General features: G+C 68.1%; 10 protein-coding genes. 6 read left to right on the top strand and 4 right to left on the bottom strand.

Annotated features, from left to right (window positions below):
* Nucleotides 1–598 precede the first annotated feature (598 nt).
* From KA383_11250 to KA383_11275, 6 genes are all read left to right on the top strand, one after another.
* A complete protein-coding gene (locus KA383_11250) occupies nt 599–5,539 on the top strand; it encodes a hypothetical protein (protein ID MBP7746696.1) in 4,941 nt (1,646 codons plus the stop codon).
* Between the two features lie 165 nt (nt 5,540–5,704).
* The gene (locus tag KA383_11255) at nt 5,705–7,339 is read left to right on the top strand and encodes a glycosyltransferase family 39 protein (protein ID MBP7746697.1); all 1,635 of its coding nucleotides are present in this window, start codon (nt 5,705–5,707) and stop codon (nt 7,337–7,339) included.
* Nucleotides 7,340–7,388: 49 nt separating this feature from the next.
* The gene (locus KA383_11260) at nt 7,389–9,317 is read left to right on the top strand and encodes a hypothetical protein (GenBank protein MBP7746698.1); all 1,929 of its coding nucleotides are present in this window, start codon (nt 7,389–7,391) and stop codon (nt 9,315–9,317) included.
* Nucleotides 9,314–9,928 carry a UbiX family flavin prenyltransferase gene (locus tag KA383_11265; GenBank protein MBP7746699.1) on the top strand — a complete coding sequence of 205 codons (615 nt, stop codon included), beginning with the start codon at nt 9,314–9,316 and terminating at the stop codon, nt 9,926–9,928. Before KA383_11260 ends, KA383_11265 begins: the two co-directional genes overlap by 4 nt.
* Before the next feature lie 3 nt (nt 9,929–9,931).
* Complete coding sequence (ubiA, locus tag KA383_11270; GenBank protein MBP7746700.1) at nt 9,932–10,828, top strand: putative 4-hydroxybenzoate polyprenyltransferase; 897 nt, start codon at nt 9,932–9,934, stop codon at nt 10,826–10,828.
* 79 nt (nt 10,829–10,907) lie between these two features.
* Nucleotides 10,908–12,572: a glycosyltransferase family 39 protein gene (locus tag KA383_11275; protein MBP7746701.1), complete on the top strand. Its 1,665-nt coding sequence runs from the start codon at nt 10,908–10,910 to the stop codon at nt 12,570–12,572.
* A gap of 79 nt (nt 12,573–12,651) precedes the next feature.
* Here KA383_11275 and KA383_11280 read toward each other — a convergent pair whose 3' ends face one another.
* The 4 genes from KA383_11280 to KA383_11295 all read right to left on the bottom strand — a co-directional run bounded on the left by KA383_11280 (nt 12,652) and on the right by KA383_11295 (nt 17,554).
* A complete protein-coding gene (locus tag KA383_11280) occupies nt 12,652–13,389 on the bottom strand; it encodes a collagen-like protein (GenBank protein ID MBP7746702.1) in 738 nt (245 codons plus the stop codon).
* Nucleotides 13,390–13,587: 198 nt separating this feature from the next.
* Nucleotides 13,588–13,905 (bottom strand): hypothetical protein, encoded by a 318-nt coding sequence (locus tag KA383_11285; GenBank protein ID MBP7746703.1) that lies wholly within the window; start codon nt 13,903–13,905, stop codon nt 13,588–13,590.
* Nucleotides 13,906–14,049: 144 nt separating this feature from the next.
* The gene (locus KA383_11290) at nt 14,050–15,114 is read right to left on the bottom strand and encodes a Gfo/Idh/MocA family oxidoreductase (GenBank protein MBP7746704.1); all 1,065 of its coding nucleotides are present in this window, start codon (nt 15,112–15,114) and stop codon (nt 14,050–14,052) included.
* Between the two features lie 202 nt (nt 15,115–15,316).
* A complete protein-coding gene (locus tag KA383_11295) occupies nt 15,317–17,554 on the bottom strand; it encodes a hypothetical protein (protein ID MBP7746705.1) in 2,238 nt (745 codons plus the stop codon).
* Nucleotides 17,555–17,597 lie beyond the last annotated feature (43 nt).

The following is a 17,597-nucleotide window of genomic DNA, read 5'->3' on the forward strand; positions in this document are numbered from 1 at the left end:
CCCGCAGGATAGCCGGAATCCTCGCTCAGGGGACCATCTGAAACGGCGACCGCCAGCCGTTCGCGGAGGCAGGCACCAGGCGAATGTCACCCACGTTGTGTGCCCCCAATGCCCGCAACCACTTGATCCGCTCGTCCGGCGTGCGGCGGGTCGCCGCGCTCCCCGGTGGGCTGCCGCCGCCCACGCGTCCCGCGCCGTTGAAACCGGGCCGGGAGCGTGAACCGCGCACAGCCCCTCCGCACACCCACTTCCCCCGACCCGCCGCGAAATTACGCTCCCAAACTGAGGCATCGGGCTGCCCGCAGGCTGTGTTCACCGCTGTGTGGCGCGCGCCACGCAGCGCCGACGGCTGGCATGATACGCTCGGCCGCACACGCCGTCGATGCGCGCGGCGGGAGCGATTATCGGTCGAATCGGCGCTGGGCGCCGCCACGACCGAGAAAACCGCATTCCAATCATCGCTGTAATCTGTTATTCTGATGAGCGAGTCGGCCTTGACCCTCTTCTGACCGAAGAGGGAACGGGAGTCCTGTTCGTGCGTCTTGTACAGATCAGGCGCATAAGGAGCATCTCAATGCGTTCGTTCGGGTGCCGTTCTATGCTTGGGCTCGTAGCGACAATGCTCGTCATGGCCGCGGGGGTGCCCGCCGTTGGTGATGAGCTGTCCCTGAACATTGGAACCGACGGTGCTCTGCGCGCCACCGGGGGCAACGCGCCCACACCGCAAGTGATCGTCCGGGGCTACGATACTGAGAGCCTGGATGTGACTGTGCAGTTCCTGGGCTTGGACCTGGCGACGGAACTCACGGACCTCGGTGAGGTCATCCGCGTGAGCTGCCCGGACACGCCGCTGGCCGGCGCGGATGGCGCCCCGGCCCTGCCGGTGGTTCGCAAGCTCTTTGGGGTGCGCCCGGGGGCCCGAATCGACGTGACCGTCGACGAAGGCCCGACACTCTTCGTCGACCTGGCGGCGCTCGGGCTGCGGGGCGTCGTCGCTCCCGTGCAGGGGTATCCCAGCTTGGCGCCGGTGTCCGGTCAGGGCACGCGGCTGGACGCCGAACGGTACGCGGCGGACGCCTTTGAACCCGCGACCCCGGTGAACATCTCGCGCGTGGGTATCGCCCGCGGCCTGGAGCTGCACCTGCTCGAAGTGCGGCCGGTGCGGTACAACCCGGCGCAGGGCGCGCTTGCGGTCTGCCCGCAGATCGATATCGCGCTGCGTTTCGACGGCGGCGAGGACCTGAGCCACCTGGCGACGCCGCTTCCCGGCGTGGCGCAGACACTGCTGAACCCCCCGCCCGTGCAGCGCGACCAGCCGGACCGCGCCAAGATCCTGCTGATCATCACTGCCCAGGACTTCGCCGGCAGCGCTCCCCTGACCCAGTTCATTAATGCCAAGACCACGCAGGGTTACACCGTCTCCACATACACGGCCGTATCCGGCACGACGAACGTGACGATCAAGGCGTACATTCAGAGCCTGTGGCACACGGCCAACACGCCGGACTATGTGCTGATCGTGGGCGACGCCATCAGCAGCGCCGACGTGGCCGAATCCGAGACCATTCCAGTCTGGCGCGGCGGCGGCTCCAAGTTCAACTACACCGACGTGCCCTACGTGTGTCTGGACGCCGGAGACGACTGGATGCCCGACGTTCCACTCGGCCGCTTTCCGGTCGCCACGGTGGGCGAACTGCAGGCCATCGTGGACAAGGTGCTCTACGTGGAATCCGGCGCGTTCGCCGACCCAGACTACCTGAAGCGCGCGGCGTTCATCGCGGGCGTCGATCCGTACGCCGACGCCGAAACCTTGCACAACTACATCATCCTGACGTACATGCTTCCAAACAGCATCACGTCCAACCGCGTGTATGCGCTCAGCTACGGCGCCGACACGCAGGACGTGGCGGACGCGTTCAACGAGGGCATCTTCCTGGGCTCCTACTTTGGCCACGCCACCGCGACCGGCGGCTGGGGCAGCCCGGTCTTCGGCTACGGCGACATCGACAATCTCACGAACGCACAACTCTATCCCTTCCTGGTGAATTTCAGTTGCAGTTCGGCCGGCATCCACTATGTCGGCAGTCTGGGCTGCAATGAAAAATGGATGACGGTCGCGAACAAGGGCGCCGCGTCCGCCTACGGCACGACGCGCGAGCTCGAGCCGTACGCCTGGTCCACCTGGGGCAACCTGTACAAGTTCCTGTTCCAGGCTCTGTACAGTGACGGGACCCGGGAACTCGGCCCGCTGTGCCACGCCGCCGACCTCCTCTTCGTCACGTACTACGGCACGAGCGACCCCGTGTCGCGCGATTTCGTCGAGGAATTCGTCATTCACGGCGATCCGAGCATGGCGGTGCCCGCCCCGCCGGAGCCGCCACTGGGCAACTACCTGATCGTCGCCGCCTCCAACTACGTGAACTCCGCGCCGCTCAACCAGCTCATCGCGGCCCGCGAAGCGGACGGCTTCGTGGTCACCACCTATGCTGTTCCCGCTGGCACCAGCCGCGATTCGATCAAGGCCTACATCCAGAGCCTGTGGGGCACGGGCAACGCTCCCAACTATATCCTCATCGTCGGTGACACGAGCGGCGCGACCTCCACCGCCACGACGATCCCGCACTGGGTCGGCGGCGGCAGCAAGGCCGCGACGACCGACCTCCCCTACGCCTGCATGAACGGCAGCGGCGACTGGTACCCCGACATTGCGATCGGCCGCTTCCCCTGCACATCCGTGGCCCAGCTTCAGGCCATGGTTGACAAGACGCTGTTTGTCGAGGGCGGGTCGTACCCGAACCCCAACTACGTCCGGCGCGTGGCGTTCCTCGCCAACCCGGACACCTACAACACGGCTGAGCCGACCGCCGAATGGGTCATCTCGACCTACCTCGAACCGCGCGACTACGAGCCCGTCCGCATCTACGCGGCCCAGGGCGGCAACACGGCCGCCGTCACCGCCGCCGTCAATACGGGCTGCCTCTTCGTGACCTACATGGGCCACAGCGGCTCCAGCGGCTGGTGGGATCCAGCCTTCAACCAGAGCAACGTCAACGCGCTCACGAACGTCGGTCGCTACGGCCTCGTGTTCGGCTGGTCCTGCAACACGGCCCACTTCGACTACGACGAGTGCTTCGGTGAAACCTGGGTCCGCGGGGCCAGCAAAGGCGCCGCCGCCTACATCTCGGCGTCGAACTATATCTACTGGGGCAGCGTCGAGGCCTGGCTGCCGTCCGCCATCCTGGAGAAGGCGTTCTTCGGCTCGTTCTTCGCCAAGGACATCTGGCGCGTCGGCCCGGCCTGGAACGAAGCGCTGTACCAGTTCCTCGATGAGTACGGCCAGCCCGCCACCCCCGGCGGCTTGCCGACCCAGAACGCTGACATCATCCGCAACTTCTTCGAGGAATTCGTGCTGCTGGGCGACCCGGCGCTCCACCTGCCGCAGGGTGACGGCTTCGGCGTCACAGCCACGCCCGCCACGCAATCGCTCTGCTGTCCGCCGGCCACGCAGGCCTCCTACGTGGTCAGTGTCGCCAAGCTCGGCAATTTCGCGCAGGGCGTCAGCCTCAGCGTGTCCGGCGTCCCCGCCGGCGCCACCGCGAGCTTCACGAACAACGGGCTGCTGCCGCCCTACAATTCGACGCTCACGATCGGAAATCTGGCGAGCGCTCCCCCCGGCAGCTACACGCTGCAAATCACCGGCACGGGCGGCGGTGATCAGAAGAGCGTCAGCGTCACGCTGACGATCTCGAACACCGTCCCCGGCACCGTCACATTGTCGACGCCGCCCAATGGAGCGGTCGATGTAGCGCGCCAGCCCACCCTGACCTGGCAGCCCGCCGCGCAGGCCGCCACGTACGACGTGCAGGTCGCGACGGACGTCAACTTCAACGCGGTCGTCTTCAGCACCACCACGTCGGCCACGACGGCGAACGTGACCGTGAACCTGGATTCCAACCAACTGTACTACTGGCGGGTCCGCGCCATGAACGGCTGCGGCAACGGCACGTACTGCACGCCCTTCTCGTTCACCACGCTCGGACAGCCGGATTACTTCACGGAACTCTTCGCTTCCGGCAGCGGCAGCGTCGACCTGGACTATTACACGCTGTTTCTGATCCCGGACGGCTCGGGCGATTTCTACCACGCCTGCATTGCCAGCGCGACGGCGCTGCCGACCAATCCGGCCGGTGGCACGACCCTTACCCTGAGTGACGACGCCTCGGCCCTCGTCACGCCCCAGGCCGTGGTCAAGCTCTACGGCAACAGCTACTCGTCGTTCTATGTGAACGCCAACGGCAATATCACCTTCGGGCAGGGCGACGGCACGTGGACGGAGAGCCTGACCGTCCACTTCACACTGCCGCGCATCTCGGCGCTGTTTGACGATCTCAACCCCGCCACCGGCGGGACCGTCAGTTGGCGCGCCCTCCCCGATCGCGTCGCGGTCACCTGGCTGAATGTCCCCGAGGTCAGCACCAGCAACGCGAATACGTTCCAGATCGAGATGTTCCTCAACGGCGAGATCCACATCACCTGGCTCGCGCTCGCGTGCAACGACGCCGTGGTCGGCCTCTCCCGCGGCACCGGCATGCCGTCCGACTACGTCGAGTCGGACCTCACCGCCTACGGGCCGTGCGAACCGCCCGGCGCCTGCTGCGTCGGTGAAACCTGCCTGATCGCCTACCAAACGGACTGCCTCGCGTCCGGCGGCACGTTCCTCGGCTCGGGCACGGATTGCGAGCCGAACCCATGCCTCACGTATGACACGTCCTGCCTGATCATCAGCGAGGTCGTGCGGGGCACCGAGAGCGGCGGTTGCCCGCGCTGGGTGGAGATCACTAACACCGGCACCACGGAGTTCCCATTCTTCCAGGGCGGCCTCATCGTGCAGTCCGCCGGCAGCTCCGACGTGGTCGTCGATGTCGATCTCACCGGCGTCGTCATCCCCGCCGGCACATCGTTCGTGATCGTCTCGAACTCGAACGGCGTCTGCACCGGGGCCTTCCCCGCCGTGTACGGCCAGGCCGCCGACCTGTACACGAACTTCACGTTCGGCCTGGGCGACGAGCGCTTCATCCTGACCGACACGGCCGACGGCTCTCACCTGATCGACATCTACGGCGAGTTCGGCGTGGACGGCACCGGCACGCCCTGGGAATACACCGACGGGTATGCTTACCGGCTGCCCCTGTACAACGCGGCCCAGGGTGGGACCTTCGTGCCCGGCGAGTGGTTCTTCGGTGGCGTCGGCAGTCTCAGCGGCGAAAACCCCACCGAACTGCTCCTGACGCTCACGACTCCCGGCACGCACGCGTTTGACGGCCCGTGCCACCCGATCCTGCCCGGTGACCTCAACTGCGACGGCGTGGTCGATTTCAAGGACATCAACCCGTTCATCCTCGCACTCACGAACCCGGCCACGTGGCATGCCATGTATCCGGGCTGCAACATCGCGAACGGCGACATCAGCGGCGACGGTCTGTTCAACTTCGGCGACATCAACCCGTTCGTCACGCTGCTCAGCGGCGGCGGCTTCTAGTCCGCGTCCTGCACAGAGCCAGCCTCCGATCCCGACAACCAACGCGCTCGGGACCGGAGGCTGTTCTTTGCGCCGCTCGCCGTTCACTCGTTATCCGAAGCCGGGTAGCATCCCCGCATGCTGGCGAGCGACTCCGCTTCGATGTCCGCCTGGCACGTGCGGTGCATGCTGTTGGTCGTACTGCTCGGCGCCGGCCTGCTGCGCCTGGCCGCCCTCGATGAGGTCCCACCCGGCCTGCACCAGGACGAGGCCGTCAACGCGTGGAACGCATACTGCCTGCTGCACACGGGGCGTGACCAGGCCGGCGTCTCCTGGCCGATCTTCTACACCCGCGCCCTCGGCGAGAATCGCAGCACGCTCTTCATGTACACGCTGCTGCCGTTCCAGGCTCTCGCCGGCATGAACACCTGGACCATGCGTCTGCCCGCGGCCCTCGCCGGCCTGCTCACGGTCGGGCTGCTCTACCACGTCGGCCGCCGCCTGTTCGGGCCCGCCACCGGGCTGGCCGCGGCCGCCCTGCTGGCCATCAACCCCACGCACATCCAACTGACGCGCTGGGGACACGAGGCGGCCCTGAATCCGCTCCTCACCCTCGCGCCGCTGGCGGCGCTGCTGTGGGCGGGCCTGCCCGGCAGCGACCGCGACGCCACACCCCGCCCCCGCCGCGCCGCACTCGCCGGCCTGCTCACCGGCCTGTGTTGTTACGGCTACCCGGCCGTTCGGCTGTTCCTGCCCGCGTTTCTCGCGGCCAGTATGGCCGTGACCTGGCGCTCCTGGTACGCCTTGCTGACCGCACGCGGCGGACGACGAACACTGGTCGCGTATGTGCTCACACTGGCCGCCACCGCGGGTCCGCTGGCGACCATGCACGTTCTGCACCCGGAGGCGATCGGCAAGCGGGGGCAGACTACGTGGATCTGGTCACCCGACGATCCGCCTGCCACGCGCGTCGCCAAGGTGCTCGCGCGCCACGCCAGTCACTTCGCGCCCGACTTCCTCTTCGCGGCCGGCGACGCCGATGAGACCGCGTGGACCGTACCCTTCGGATTCCTGCCCTGGTACTACGCGCCGCTTTTGGCGCTGGGCGTCGGAGTGTGTGTGGCGCGCTGGCGCCGCTCGCCCGCGGTGCGCCTGCTGCTGGTCGGAGTCGTGCTCTTTCCCGTCGGCGACGCGCTGAACTGGCACATCAGCCTGCACGCTCTGCGCAGCACCGCCGGTCTCTGGCCGCTCGTCCTGCTGGCCGCCCTCGGGCTCACCGCCACGCTCGGTGCACTCGCGCGGCGCCGCCTGCGCGCTTCCCTGGCCGTGGCCGTCATCGGTCTGCTGGCCATCATCGTCCCCCAGACCGTCGCGGTGCTGCAGGCGTATTTTCAAGCCCGGGCCCGGCAACTGCCCGTCTACTACGGCACGCACACCGATCTCGTCTCCGCCTGCGCCTGGCTGCGCCCGCGGCTGTCGGACGTCGACGCCGTGATCTGCTTTGCCGCCGGCCCCAACCCCGGCTACACACCTTACATCGTCATGCTCGTCGCGCTCGGCCATGACCCGCACGCCTGGCACACCGAGCCGCGCGAGGTCGATACGACCGGTGCATGGGACCACTATCGTCGCTACGGGCGCTTCTACTTCGTCGACGGCGCGGCGCGCGCCGCCGTGCTCGCGGAGCTGCGCGCCAACGACCGCCCCGACCGCGTCGTCATCTTCGCCCGTCCCGACCAGGACGCGTACGGCCCGCCGGCCGCCAGCATCCGCACGCCCACCGGCGAACCCGCCGTACTGATCTACGACTGCCGGCTTTGACCGGCCGCGCAGCGTTGCAACCCCGCTCCGCCCGGGTAGCATGCTCACCATGCCCGACACGACGGCTGAAAAACCGGCCAGCGACGTTCCGCCGGCCGCGGCACCCGCGGCGGAGGCGGCCGTACCCCGGCCCAGCCACACGCCGGTGATCAGCGACGTCTGGTCGTGGACGGCCCGCAAGTACCGCATCCGCGCCGTGGCCTCCCTGGCCTTTAATTTCCTGCTCTTCTGCGGCCTGTGCATTTTCACGTACTGGCTGCACGACGGCGTGCTGTTCAATTTCCACCCGGAGACGTACTTGGGCCCGCTGCGCTTCTGGGGCTCCCAGACGCAGAACCTCTACGACTTCATCCTGTTCCCCATCAGCGTCGATCAGACGCCCATTCACGGCGTGGTGATCGGCTTGCTCATGGCCGCGATGGTGGCTGTCCCGATCTCTGTCTCGATCCTGTATCGCTTCAGTTGCGCGCTGCCGTTCATCCTGGCGGTACTGCTGTTGGGGCACCTGCCCTGGATGGCGATCACGCTGCTCGGCAGTTGCGTGCTGGCCTCGGTGCGGCCGTTCCGGATGTCGTTCCGCTTCGGTTCCGCGCTGGTGGCCATGCTCCCCGTACTGCTGTACCTGTTCCTCGCCACGCGCGGCCCGGGCGATACCGTCAGTGCGAGCCTCTCGCCGGAGCGCAAGCTGCTGCTGGCCGCGCCCTGGCTGCTCGCGATCCTCGCCGCGTGCATGATGATGGCCGCCATCATCTTCGCCGCGCGCCTCGTCAACTACCGTCCCGGCGCCGTTGCGCCCGTCATCGCAGTCATGTTCGCCACGCCCGCGATCCTCTTCCATGCCTATGTCGGCGTCGACGAGCTGCACTACCGCGTGCTCGAATCCAAGTACGGCCCGCGCTCTGAGCGCTTCGAGCCCGTGCGCGACGCGACCGACACCATCCTCACGCTGCTGCACCACTGGACCACGCCCGGCCTGGAGCGCGAGCCGCGCCGCAGCGCCCTGCTCGCGATCTGGAGTGCCGACCCCCAGGAGCAGACGGCCCTGAAACGCCGTGTCCTGCGCCGCCTGCTCCTCGACCTGATGGACGACCGCCGCGAGGCCTACGACGCCTGCAAGGACTTCATCGCCGACCACCCCACCAGTCGCTACGTGCCTTGCGCGCTGTTCATCCAGGCCCGCGCGCTTGACACGCGCCTCGACGAGCGCACCCTCATCGGCGAAACCGCGCAGCGCGAACTGTACACCGACTTCCCGCACCTCGAGTCCGAGCCCGTCTGGACCAACCTGCTCACCCAGTACCCGGACTCAGTGCTGGCCGTCGCCGCCCGCAACCGCGTCGCGCAGCTCCGCACGCGCAAGGGCGACGTGGACGGGGCGCTCGCCGTCCTCGCGCCACCGCCCGCCGCGGCCACCGAGCCGGAGCCCACCACCGACGTGCGCGCGCGACCCCGGCCGCTGCTCCACACCACGCCGCCCGAGACCAGCCTCGATTTCGATCCGGACCAGGATCACTTCGAGGCCCGGCGCCTCCGCGAACTGCTCCTGGCCAACCGGGACGACCCCCGCTACGGCGTCGCGCCGCTCCGGGCCCTGTCCGCGCTCGATCCCCACCGCGCCGGCTATCGCGGCCAGTTGCAGTACGTCGCAGCGCAATACCCCGACAGCCTGCTGTACGACAACCTCGTCGTCCGCTGGGCCAGCGCCGCGCCCAAACGCGAAACGCGCGCTGCCGGCCTGCTCGCCTGTATCCAGCGCTTTCCGACCGGCGATGCGCTGCCGCAGGCGATGTTCGAGCTGGCCGACCTTGAACTCCAGGGCTTCGGCGGCGATGAGGCCCGCCGCGCCGCCGGCATCGCCCGCATGCGCGAAGTCGCGACGCGCTTCGAGGACACCTGCTGGGCCACCCGCGCGCGCGAACGCCTCCGCATCCTTGAACCCCGGTCCGAAACCAGCAGCCGGCCCACGGAGCCGCCATGAAACCCATCGTGATGGCCATCACCGGCGCCAGCGGCGCCGTCTACGCGCGCCGGCTGGCCCAGGCGCTCGTCGCCGCCGACGCCCACGTGCACCTCGTCGTCTCGCCGCACGGCCAGCGCGTCCTGGCCGACGAGCTCGACCTGCGGACGCCCGACCCCGCGGCCCTTCTGGGCGCGCCCACGCCGGCCGTCACGCTGCATCCCTACCGCGACATCGGCGCGGTCATCGCCAGCGGCTCGTTTCCCACCGCCGGCATGGTCATCTGCCCGTGCAGCAGCAACACGCTGGCCGCGGTGGCGACCGGCCTCGCGGACAACCTGATCACCCGCGCCGCACTGGTTACGCTCAAGGAGGCCCGCCGACTCGTCGTCGTCCCGCGCGAAATGCCGCTCGGCCAAATCGAACTCGCCAACATGCTCCGCCTCAGCCAGGCCGGCGGGGTCGTCTGCCCGGCGTGCCCCGGTTTCTACCTGCGGCCCACGTCCATCGCCGCGCTCGTGGACTTCGTCGTCGGCCGCGTGCTCGATCTGCTCGGCCTGCCGCACGCCTTGGACACGCGTTGGGACCCGTCGCCGGCCCGCCACCGCGCCCAGCCCGCCCCGCCGGAGTGAGGCATGCCGACGCTGCCCGCCAGCCTGCAGACGTGGGCGGAGATGATCAAGCTCGCCCACTCGGTGTTCGCCCTGCCGTTCGCACTGCTGGCGACGTTTCTGGCCGCCCGGCCGGAGTTGCCACGCTGGTCGCAGTTGACGCTCATCATCGTCTGCATGGTCGCGGCCCGCAGTGCCGCCATGACGTTCAATCGCCTCGCCGACGCCGCGTTCGACGCGCGCAACCCGCGCACCGCGGCGCGTCCCCTCCCGCGTGGCACGATCTCGGTGCCCGTGGCCTGGACGTTCTTCGTCCTCGCCAGTGCGCTCTTCGCGCTCGCGTGCGCCGGTTTCTGGTGGCTTGACCACAACACGTGGCCGTTGCGTCTGTGTCTGCCCATCCTCGCCTGGCTGTGCGGCTACTCGTACACGAAGCGGTTCACCACGTGGTCGCACGTCGTCCTCGGCGCGGGGATCGCGTTCGCGCCCGTGGCGGCGTGGCTCGCAATCCGCCCCGAGACGCTCGGCCCGCCCGCGTGGCTGCTGCTGGTCGCGGTCGCGCTCTGGATCGCCGGCTTCGACCTCATCTACGCCTGTCAGGACGTGGACTTCGATCGCAGTGCCGGCCTGTACAGCGTGCCGGCTCGCTGGGGCACCGCGGCTGCGCTCTGGCTGGCGCGCGCGTTTCACGTCGTGACGGTCGCCGCCCTGCTCGGCACCGGCTGGACCGGCGGGCTGGGCGCGCTCTACTACGCGGGCGTCGCGCTGGTCGCTATGCTGCTGATCGTGGAAAACGCCTTGGTCAGCCCGCGCGATCTGCGCCGCGTGAACGTCGCCTTCTTCACGGTCAACGGCATCGTCGGCCTTGTCCTCGGATTGCTGGGCATCCTCGACATCCTGCTGGCCCGTCATGCAAGCTGAGCCACCTACCGCGCGACCCGTTCGCCGCCGACGCCGGCGCGGTGGCCCCGCGCGCGTCATCCTGCTCTGGCTGCTCCTCATGGCACCGCTGCTCACCTGGGGCCTGCCCACTTCACGCCACGACGACCTGCTCTTCGGCGGCCAGCCCGCGTGGCCCACCGCGCGCTTCAACGCCGCGGACACCGCCGCCCAGCTCGCCGCGCGCGACGCCGGCGCCGACACGGACCTGAACCCGCTCGCGAACCGCACGCAGATCGTCGACCTGACCGCGGACGATGCGGGCCGCGCGGAAATTCTCCGCCGCTATCGCCTCTTCTCGCGCCAGCCCGACGAGATGATCATTTTTCGCGCCCTGCAGCGCATGCACCCGCGCGAGCTGGACTTCGACCCCCGCCTCTACCAGTACGGCGGCGGCTACATCTACCTCGTGGGCGCCGCCCTCGGCGCGGCCGCGGTCACGCACCTCATCCACCTGACCTCCAACCTCGGCTTCTACCTCGAGCACCCCGACGCCTTCGGCCGCTTCTTCATCGTCGCGCGCTGCATCTCGCTGCTCTTCGGCGCGCTCGCCCTCGCTGCCGTCTACCAACTCGCGCGCCGCGCCGGCGGCCGCGCGGCCGGTTGGATCGCGCTCGTCAGCGTCGCCGGTTGCCCCGTCTTCATCACCGCGGCGCTCGAAGCCAAGCCGCATCTGCCGTCCGCCGCCATGATCCTCTGGGCCACGCTGAGCGCGCTGCGCTACCGCGGGCGTGGACGCTGGCGCGACGCGCTTCACCTGGGCTGGCAGGCCGGCTACGCATTCGGCCTGGTCCTCACCGGCCTCGCCGCCGCCCTGCTCTGGCCGGTGCTGCTGCTGCTGCCAAGCGTGAACCGACGCCGCACGCTGCTCGAAGTGCTCGCCGCCGGCGTACTCGCGCTGGCGGTCTACGTCATCACGAATCCGTACGTGCCCTACAACTGGCTACGCGGCCGGTCCGCCCTGACCAGCAACATCGGGAACTCGACCGCGATGTACCGCGACCAGATCCGCCAGGCGCCGCAAGGTGCCGTGCGCGTCGCTGAACTGCTCGTCGCAGGAGCCGGCTACGGCGTCCCCATTCTCGGCACGCTCGGAATGGTGCTCATGCTGCGGCGGCGCTGCGGCGTCACCGTGCTCGGTGCCGTCTGCGGACTTGGCATGCTCGCCCTCTGCATTCTGCTCGGCGCCAACAAGCCCGCCGAGTTCGCGCGCTTCCTCATCCTCCCAGTCCTTCTGCTGAACGTCGCCGCCGCCGGATTCATCGCGAGCGTCGGGCGTCGCCGGCCGATTCTCGGCCTGTTGCTCACGCTGGCCATGCTCGCGACGCTGGGCACGCCGGCCTATATCCGCGCCTTCGCGCGCGACGCCCGTGGCGAACACGAGTCGCGTCTGCTCGCCGCCCGTTACCTCGTCGCGCAAGTGGCCCCCGACGACGTCGTCGGCGTGCTTCAGGAGCCTGCCCCCTACGCCGTCCCGCCGCTCGACTTCGCCACACGCCGCGTACTGTGGCTGCCGCCGACCGCGCCGGCCGATCTCGACCGCGGCGCGCTCCCCGCGTGGCTCGTGTTCACCGCCGACAACGACCACGTCCACACCGGCGCCTGGTGGCAGTCCGACTACAAGCTCGTGGCGCGCTACCCGGTCCCCTCAAGCGACACGCCCATCGCGTGGGCGGACAAGCCGGTCTTCATCTATCGCCGCGCCCCGTCACCGGAGCCGCACTGAACCGGCGCAAAGGGACGGGCGGCACAACCCCAGATGGAGTGTACCGCCCGCAGGACGCGACAGACGATCTCAGCCGTCCCTACGGCTGCAACAATACGAAGCTGAAGGCCGAATTACGGTACTGCTGCGTCGTCACATAACGAATGTGAACGCGGAACTCCAGCGTCATCGGATCGGCATCCGTCTCCAGTGGTTGAACTGCCACCACCAGCATCTCCGCGTCCGCATCCGGGTTGAAGAACACCGGGTGCGGGGTCACGCTGACTGGATAGTCGCCCAACTGGTACAGTGAAGGGTCAAACGAGTCCGGCAGCTCCACGGTCAGCCGGTACTTGCCGGTCGCTTCGCGGTACGACGTCACGTTGTTCGGCAGCGTCAGGTTGGTGCCGGCCGCACTGATCTGGGCCCGGGCGAGCACCCCCGGATCGCCTTCCGGCCCGGTGGGGCCGCTCGGACCTTCCGGCCCTGTTGGACCCGTCGCGCCTTCGGGCCCGGTCGCACCGGCCGCGCCTTCGGGTCCGGTCGCGCCAGTCGGGCCCACCGGACCCGTCGGGCCCTCCGGCCCCGTCGCGCCGGTCGGCCCCGCAGGGCCGGTCGCCCCGGTGGCACCCGCCGGACCGGTCGGGCCCGTCGCCCCCTGCGTCGGCAAGCCAGGATTCGCCAGCCCTTCCTGCAAGTCCTGTTCGAGTCCGTCAACTTGCTCCTGCAAGTTCCGGAGCCAGTACTGGTCCAGCACGCTAGCTCCGATAATTCCGCATCCCGCGAGCCCCAGCGCCAGCAGCGTCACCGACATGACACGAATCGCTTGTGTGCACATGGATCCCGGTCTCCTCAGTTCGCGGCGCCGAAGAAGTGTCGGGCCCTACGTCCGTTTCCGCGCTGGCGGCCGACTGCAGAACCAGCCACGCGCGAAAGTATAGGCCCGACAAGACGTAAGAGTCCAGCTTATCCAGACGCCCCGGCCGGCACCCTCCGCTGGCCCGCCGTGCATGCGCCCCCCTGCCGGCGATCACGCTCAGCGGACGTGCACACCCGTCTGTACCATCTCCGACTGGTGGTAGATGCTGTTGTTCCGGTCGAAGTGGAACTGCGCGTCGCAACTCGCCCGCGTGTAGAACGTCACCTCATCCAACCGGTAACCGTTCTCCACCGCCGGCCAGTCCGAACGCACCGGCCCGAGCGTCGCCAAGTACGCGTGGTCGGCCGATGGCCCCAGCGCGAGGTTCACCGGTGGAGCCGGAACCGCGGCGCTCGAGATCACGCCGCCGGGCTGGGTCGCGCTGCACCCGGCCACCACTACGCTCCACAGAACCAACAGAACTCGTCGCCTCATCATTTCATTCTATCCGGAACCGGTTCCGACAGGTCAAGCAACAACTCGGCGACTCGGGCCAATCGCGACGCGGCTCGCCCCGCGGAAGCGCTTTTATCTGGACGCGCCCACCTCCGTCTGATATCCCCTCCACCCGCCCGCAGATCATTTCCGGTCCCAGGCCGCGCGCAGCCGGTCCGACACCCCGATGAGCCGCCCCGTCTCTATGGACCGGCGTTCGAGCCACGCCAGCGCGATGCTGTTGCGCGTTGACCCGGGCAGGCAGCGCGCGACCGGTCGCCCAGCCTGCACGCACTCGACGAAGTACGCGAGCTGGCGTGCGTAGGCGTCGCCACTCGCGGGCAGCGCCTCCGGCGCCGCGCCGCCGGTATCGAGCAGCACGTTTTCGCCGCGGGACAACGCCCAGCCGAGCGTGCCGCGCTCGCCGTGCACCGTGATCTCCATCTCGAACCCCCACGGCGCCGCCGAGACCCAGCCGCCCTCGATGGTCACGTAGCGCCCGCCGGCATAGCTCCAGAGCGCGCTGACGTGATCGAACTCGCCGGACGGCCCGCGGGTACCGCGCGCCAGGATCGCTTCCGGCAGGCCCAGCGCATACTGCGCGAAGTCGACGTCGTGGACGTGCATATCCAACAGGGCACCACCGCTCTGCCGGCCGTCAAGCAGCCAGTTGCCCGCGGACCACTGGGGCGCGCGGCCGAGACGCCGCAGCGTCATGAACCGCACCGTGCCGATCCGACCGTCCTCGATGCAGCGCTGGATCGTCTCGTAATGCGGCCAAAAGCGGATACATTGGCCGATCATCAGCGTTCGCCCCGTTGCCGCCGCCGCCTGAAGCATGCGGTCGCAATCCGCGACACACCCTGCCATCGGCTTCTCGCACAGGACATGCTTGCCCGCGTGGAGGGCCGTCACGGCCACGTCCGCGTGCAAGGGCGTCGGCAGGGCGATGAGCACGGCGTCAACGCGCGGATCGGCGACTAGTTGTTCCGTCGTAGCGTACGCCGTCACGCCCGCGAGCGCGGCGCGGCCGTCCGGCGCGCCGGCGATGTTGAGATTGCCAACGGCATCATGCCAGTCGCCGGCCCGCCGGCGTGCGTCGCGATCGCAGACGGCGACGACCTCCGCGTGCGGGTTGCCCCGCACTTGCGCCAAATGATTCCGCCCCATGAACCCGAGACCGCAGATGCCGAAACGCAGCTTACTCATACGTGCATGGATACCCGCGATGGCCGACGGTTTCAACCGGGACGGGCGGGTCATCAGAACCCGAAGCGGCAGCGCCGGGCTCGCGCTGCGCGACCCGCTCGCTGGCGCTCGAGGCTCTGATTTACGGCTTAGTGTGGCGCGGCCGGCACCGGGCTCGCGCGCCCGGCGCCGGCCGCAGATGTTGCCAGCTGTGGCGGGACGATCAGCCGCCGCTGCTCAGGAGGGTCACGAACGGGTTGATGTCACCGAACGACGGATAGTTCCCGTCGCCGTTGATGTCGCCATTCTCCGGCGGGCAATCCGGGTACGTCAGCAGCCACGTGCTGTGGTTCGACAGGTAGAGCACAAACGGGTTGATGTCACCAAAGCCGACGTTGCCGTCGCAGTTGAGGTCGCCCACGAGCACCGCTGACGGCTCGACCACCCTGAGCCGCACGCTGTTGGCAGTGTACTCCACGCGCCACGCGCGTCCGCTCGGCAGCGCGGGCAGGTAGACCGGGTTGAACTGGCCGACGCGGGCACTGTACCCCACGACGTCGAAGCTGGCGCCGAGGTTCGGTACGAAGCCGCTGGTGAGCCGGACGTCCAGCTCACCCGCCAGGTTCGCCGTGCCCTGCACGGACAGGCGATCGAAATCATCGAGCGCCGTGCCGTGGATGCGAATGCGCAGCTCGGCCCCCGCGTAGGCCGTGAAATCGCCGTTGACGTAGAGGTGGCCCGACGGCAAGGCGCTGTGGCACGGCAGCAGGTAGTTGTGGTTCTCCATGTCGCCGTAGACGTGCGCGTACGTCGCGCCCGGGCCGCCGGCGTACATCGGCCCGTTGTTGACCAGCTTGCTGCTGTTGCCGACGTCGATATGGCTGCTGGGGTACATGGTCAGGGTGCCGTTGTTCTCCACGGCATTGGCATAGCCCAGCCCGTCGGCGGTGATCCAGCGATCCGAGTTCAGCGTGAAGTTGGCGTAGTTGACGAATCGCCGGCACGTAAAGTTCGCGTAGTTGTTAAATGTCCCGTAGTTCAGCAGCGAGCTGCCGCTGAAATCGCCCTGGTAGTAGTTGAAGGTGCCGTTATTGGTCAGGATGCCGCGGAAAGAACCACCATTGAACGCTGCGCTGCCCATCTGGAACGTCGCGTTGTTGGCGAAGTTGCACAGCCAGTACGTGCTGGGTGGATACGCCAGCTCGCCGCGGACAATCGCGTTCCGCCACAGCGTGAAGTTGCCCGCGTTGTGCGTGAGCGCGGTCGCGCGGAATTCGGCGTTGTTGTCCACGTTGACGCCGGAAGTCGAGTCGTTCGTGAAGTGCGACGTCGTCATCACGCCGCCGTCCTGGTCGTAGTACCCGGAATGATTGATGACCTCGCCGTTTACGTCGAGCAGGCCGGCGTTGGTCCCGAGATAGACGTAGCTGTAATCGCTCGTGGACGTGCCCTTCCAGATTTCCAGGTCGCCGGCGATGGTCGCGGTCCCCCCCGTCTGCTCGTACTTGCCGAGGGTCTGCACGCCGACGAGCAGATCGTCGCCCACGTTCAGGACCGAGGCGCCGTCGGTGTTGCCGAGCTTGTACCACGTGCGATAGGGGTGGGTGCCCTGGCAGCCGATGTTGATGTCGCCCAGCGTGGTGACGGTTCCGCCGGTCTGCGTGAAATAGGCGTCGCCGTTCCAGGCCAGCGAGATGTGGTCGATATCCAGTTCCCCGCCTTTCATCAGGTACGTACCCACGCCGCCGGTGTTGAGGCCCATGATGATGCCGTTCGTTCCGGTCTGCTCGAACTCACCGTTGCGCTGCTCGAACGTGCCGGCATCGCCGTTGCCGATGACGATCTGGTTGTTCACCTGCAGGCGACCGTTGCGCAGGATGTAGGTGCCCGGGTCGTTCTGGCCGACGTACAGGCGGTAGACCTCGGCGATGCCATTGGTATGGTCGAAATCGCCGGGACCGCTGTACCCGACGTAGCATATATCCCCTACGTAGAGACCGGCGCTGGGATCATTGACCGTGTTCATGTAGAAGTGCGCGTTGTGGGTCCCTTGGTAACCGACATACAGATCCTCGTTGACCCACAGGAACGGGGGGCCCTCCATCCAGTACCAGGCGTCGCCGTTCAAGCTGAGGTACAAATTGGTCGTGGTCAGCACCTGGCTGTACTGGAAGATCGCCCCATAGTAGCCGGCGGCGCTGCCGTCGACGGTCACGCCCTGGTAGTTGCTGACGTCCGTCCAGTTGTAGATGACGGACTTGTGGGCGTTGCCGCTGACGAGAATCTTGGCGTGCTCGGTCGAGTTCGGGCAGTGCCCGAGGCTCCAGTTGGCCGCAACGTTCCAGTTGCCACCGGCGGCCGGCACGTACAGATTGTCCGCGGCCCATGCCACCGGTAACACGAGCAGGGCCACCCCCAGGCCCAGCCAGATTCCTGTGCTTGTCGTTCGCTGCGCCGCCATGGCTCACCTCCAGGTTTACTTGCCCGCTGACGTGCTTCGAGCG

It is taken from the genome of Phycisphaerae bacterium, from assembly GCA_017999985.1.
In the GTDB taxonomy this organism is placed as follows: domain Bacteria; phylum Planctomycetota; class Phycisphaerae; order UBA1845; family Fen-1342; genus JAGNKU01.

Coding starts and splice junctions, on each gene's coding strand:
- KA383_11250 (MBP7746696.1), top strand. CDS start 599: ATGCTTGGGCTCGTAGCGACAATGCTCGTCATGGCCGCGGGGGTGCCC.
- KA383_11255 (MBP7746697.1), top strand. CDS start 5,705: ATGCTGTTGGTCGTACTGCTCGGCGCCGGCCTGCTGCGCCTGGCCGCC.
- KA383_11260 (MBP7746698.1), top strand. CDS start 7,389: ATGCCCGACACGACGGCTGAAAAACCGGCCAGCGACGTTCCGCCGGCC.
- KA383_11265 (MBP7746699.1), top strand. CDS start 9,314: ATGAAACCCATCGTGATGGCCATCACCGGCGCCAGCGGCGCCGTCTAC.
- ubiA (MBP7746700.1), top strand. CDS start 9,932: ATGCCGACGCTGCCCGCCAGCCTGCAGACGTGGGCGGAGATGATCAAG.
- KA383_11275 (MBP7746701.1), top strand. CDS start 10,908: ATGGCACCGCTGCTCACCTGGGGCCTGCCCACTTCACGCCACGACGAC.
- KA383_11280 (MBP7746702.1), bottom strand. CDS start 13,389: ATGTGCACACAAGCGATTCGTGTCATGTCGGTGACGCTGCTGGCGCTG.
- KA383_11285 (MBP7746703.1), bottom strand. CDS start 13,905: ATGAGGCGACGAGTTCTGTTGGTTCTGTGGAGCGTAGTGGTGGCCGGG.
- KA383_11290 (MBP7746704.1), bottom strand. CDS start 15,114: ATGAGTAAGCTGCGTTTCGGCATCTGCGGTCTCGGGTTCATGGGGCGG.
- KA383_11295 (MBP7746705.1), bottom strand. CDS start 17,554: ATGGCGGCGCAGCGAACGACAAGCACAGGAATCTGGCTGGGCCTGGGG.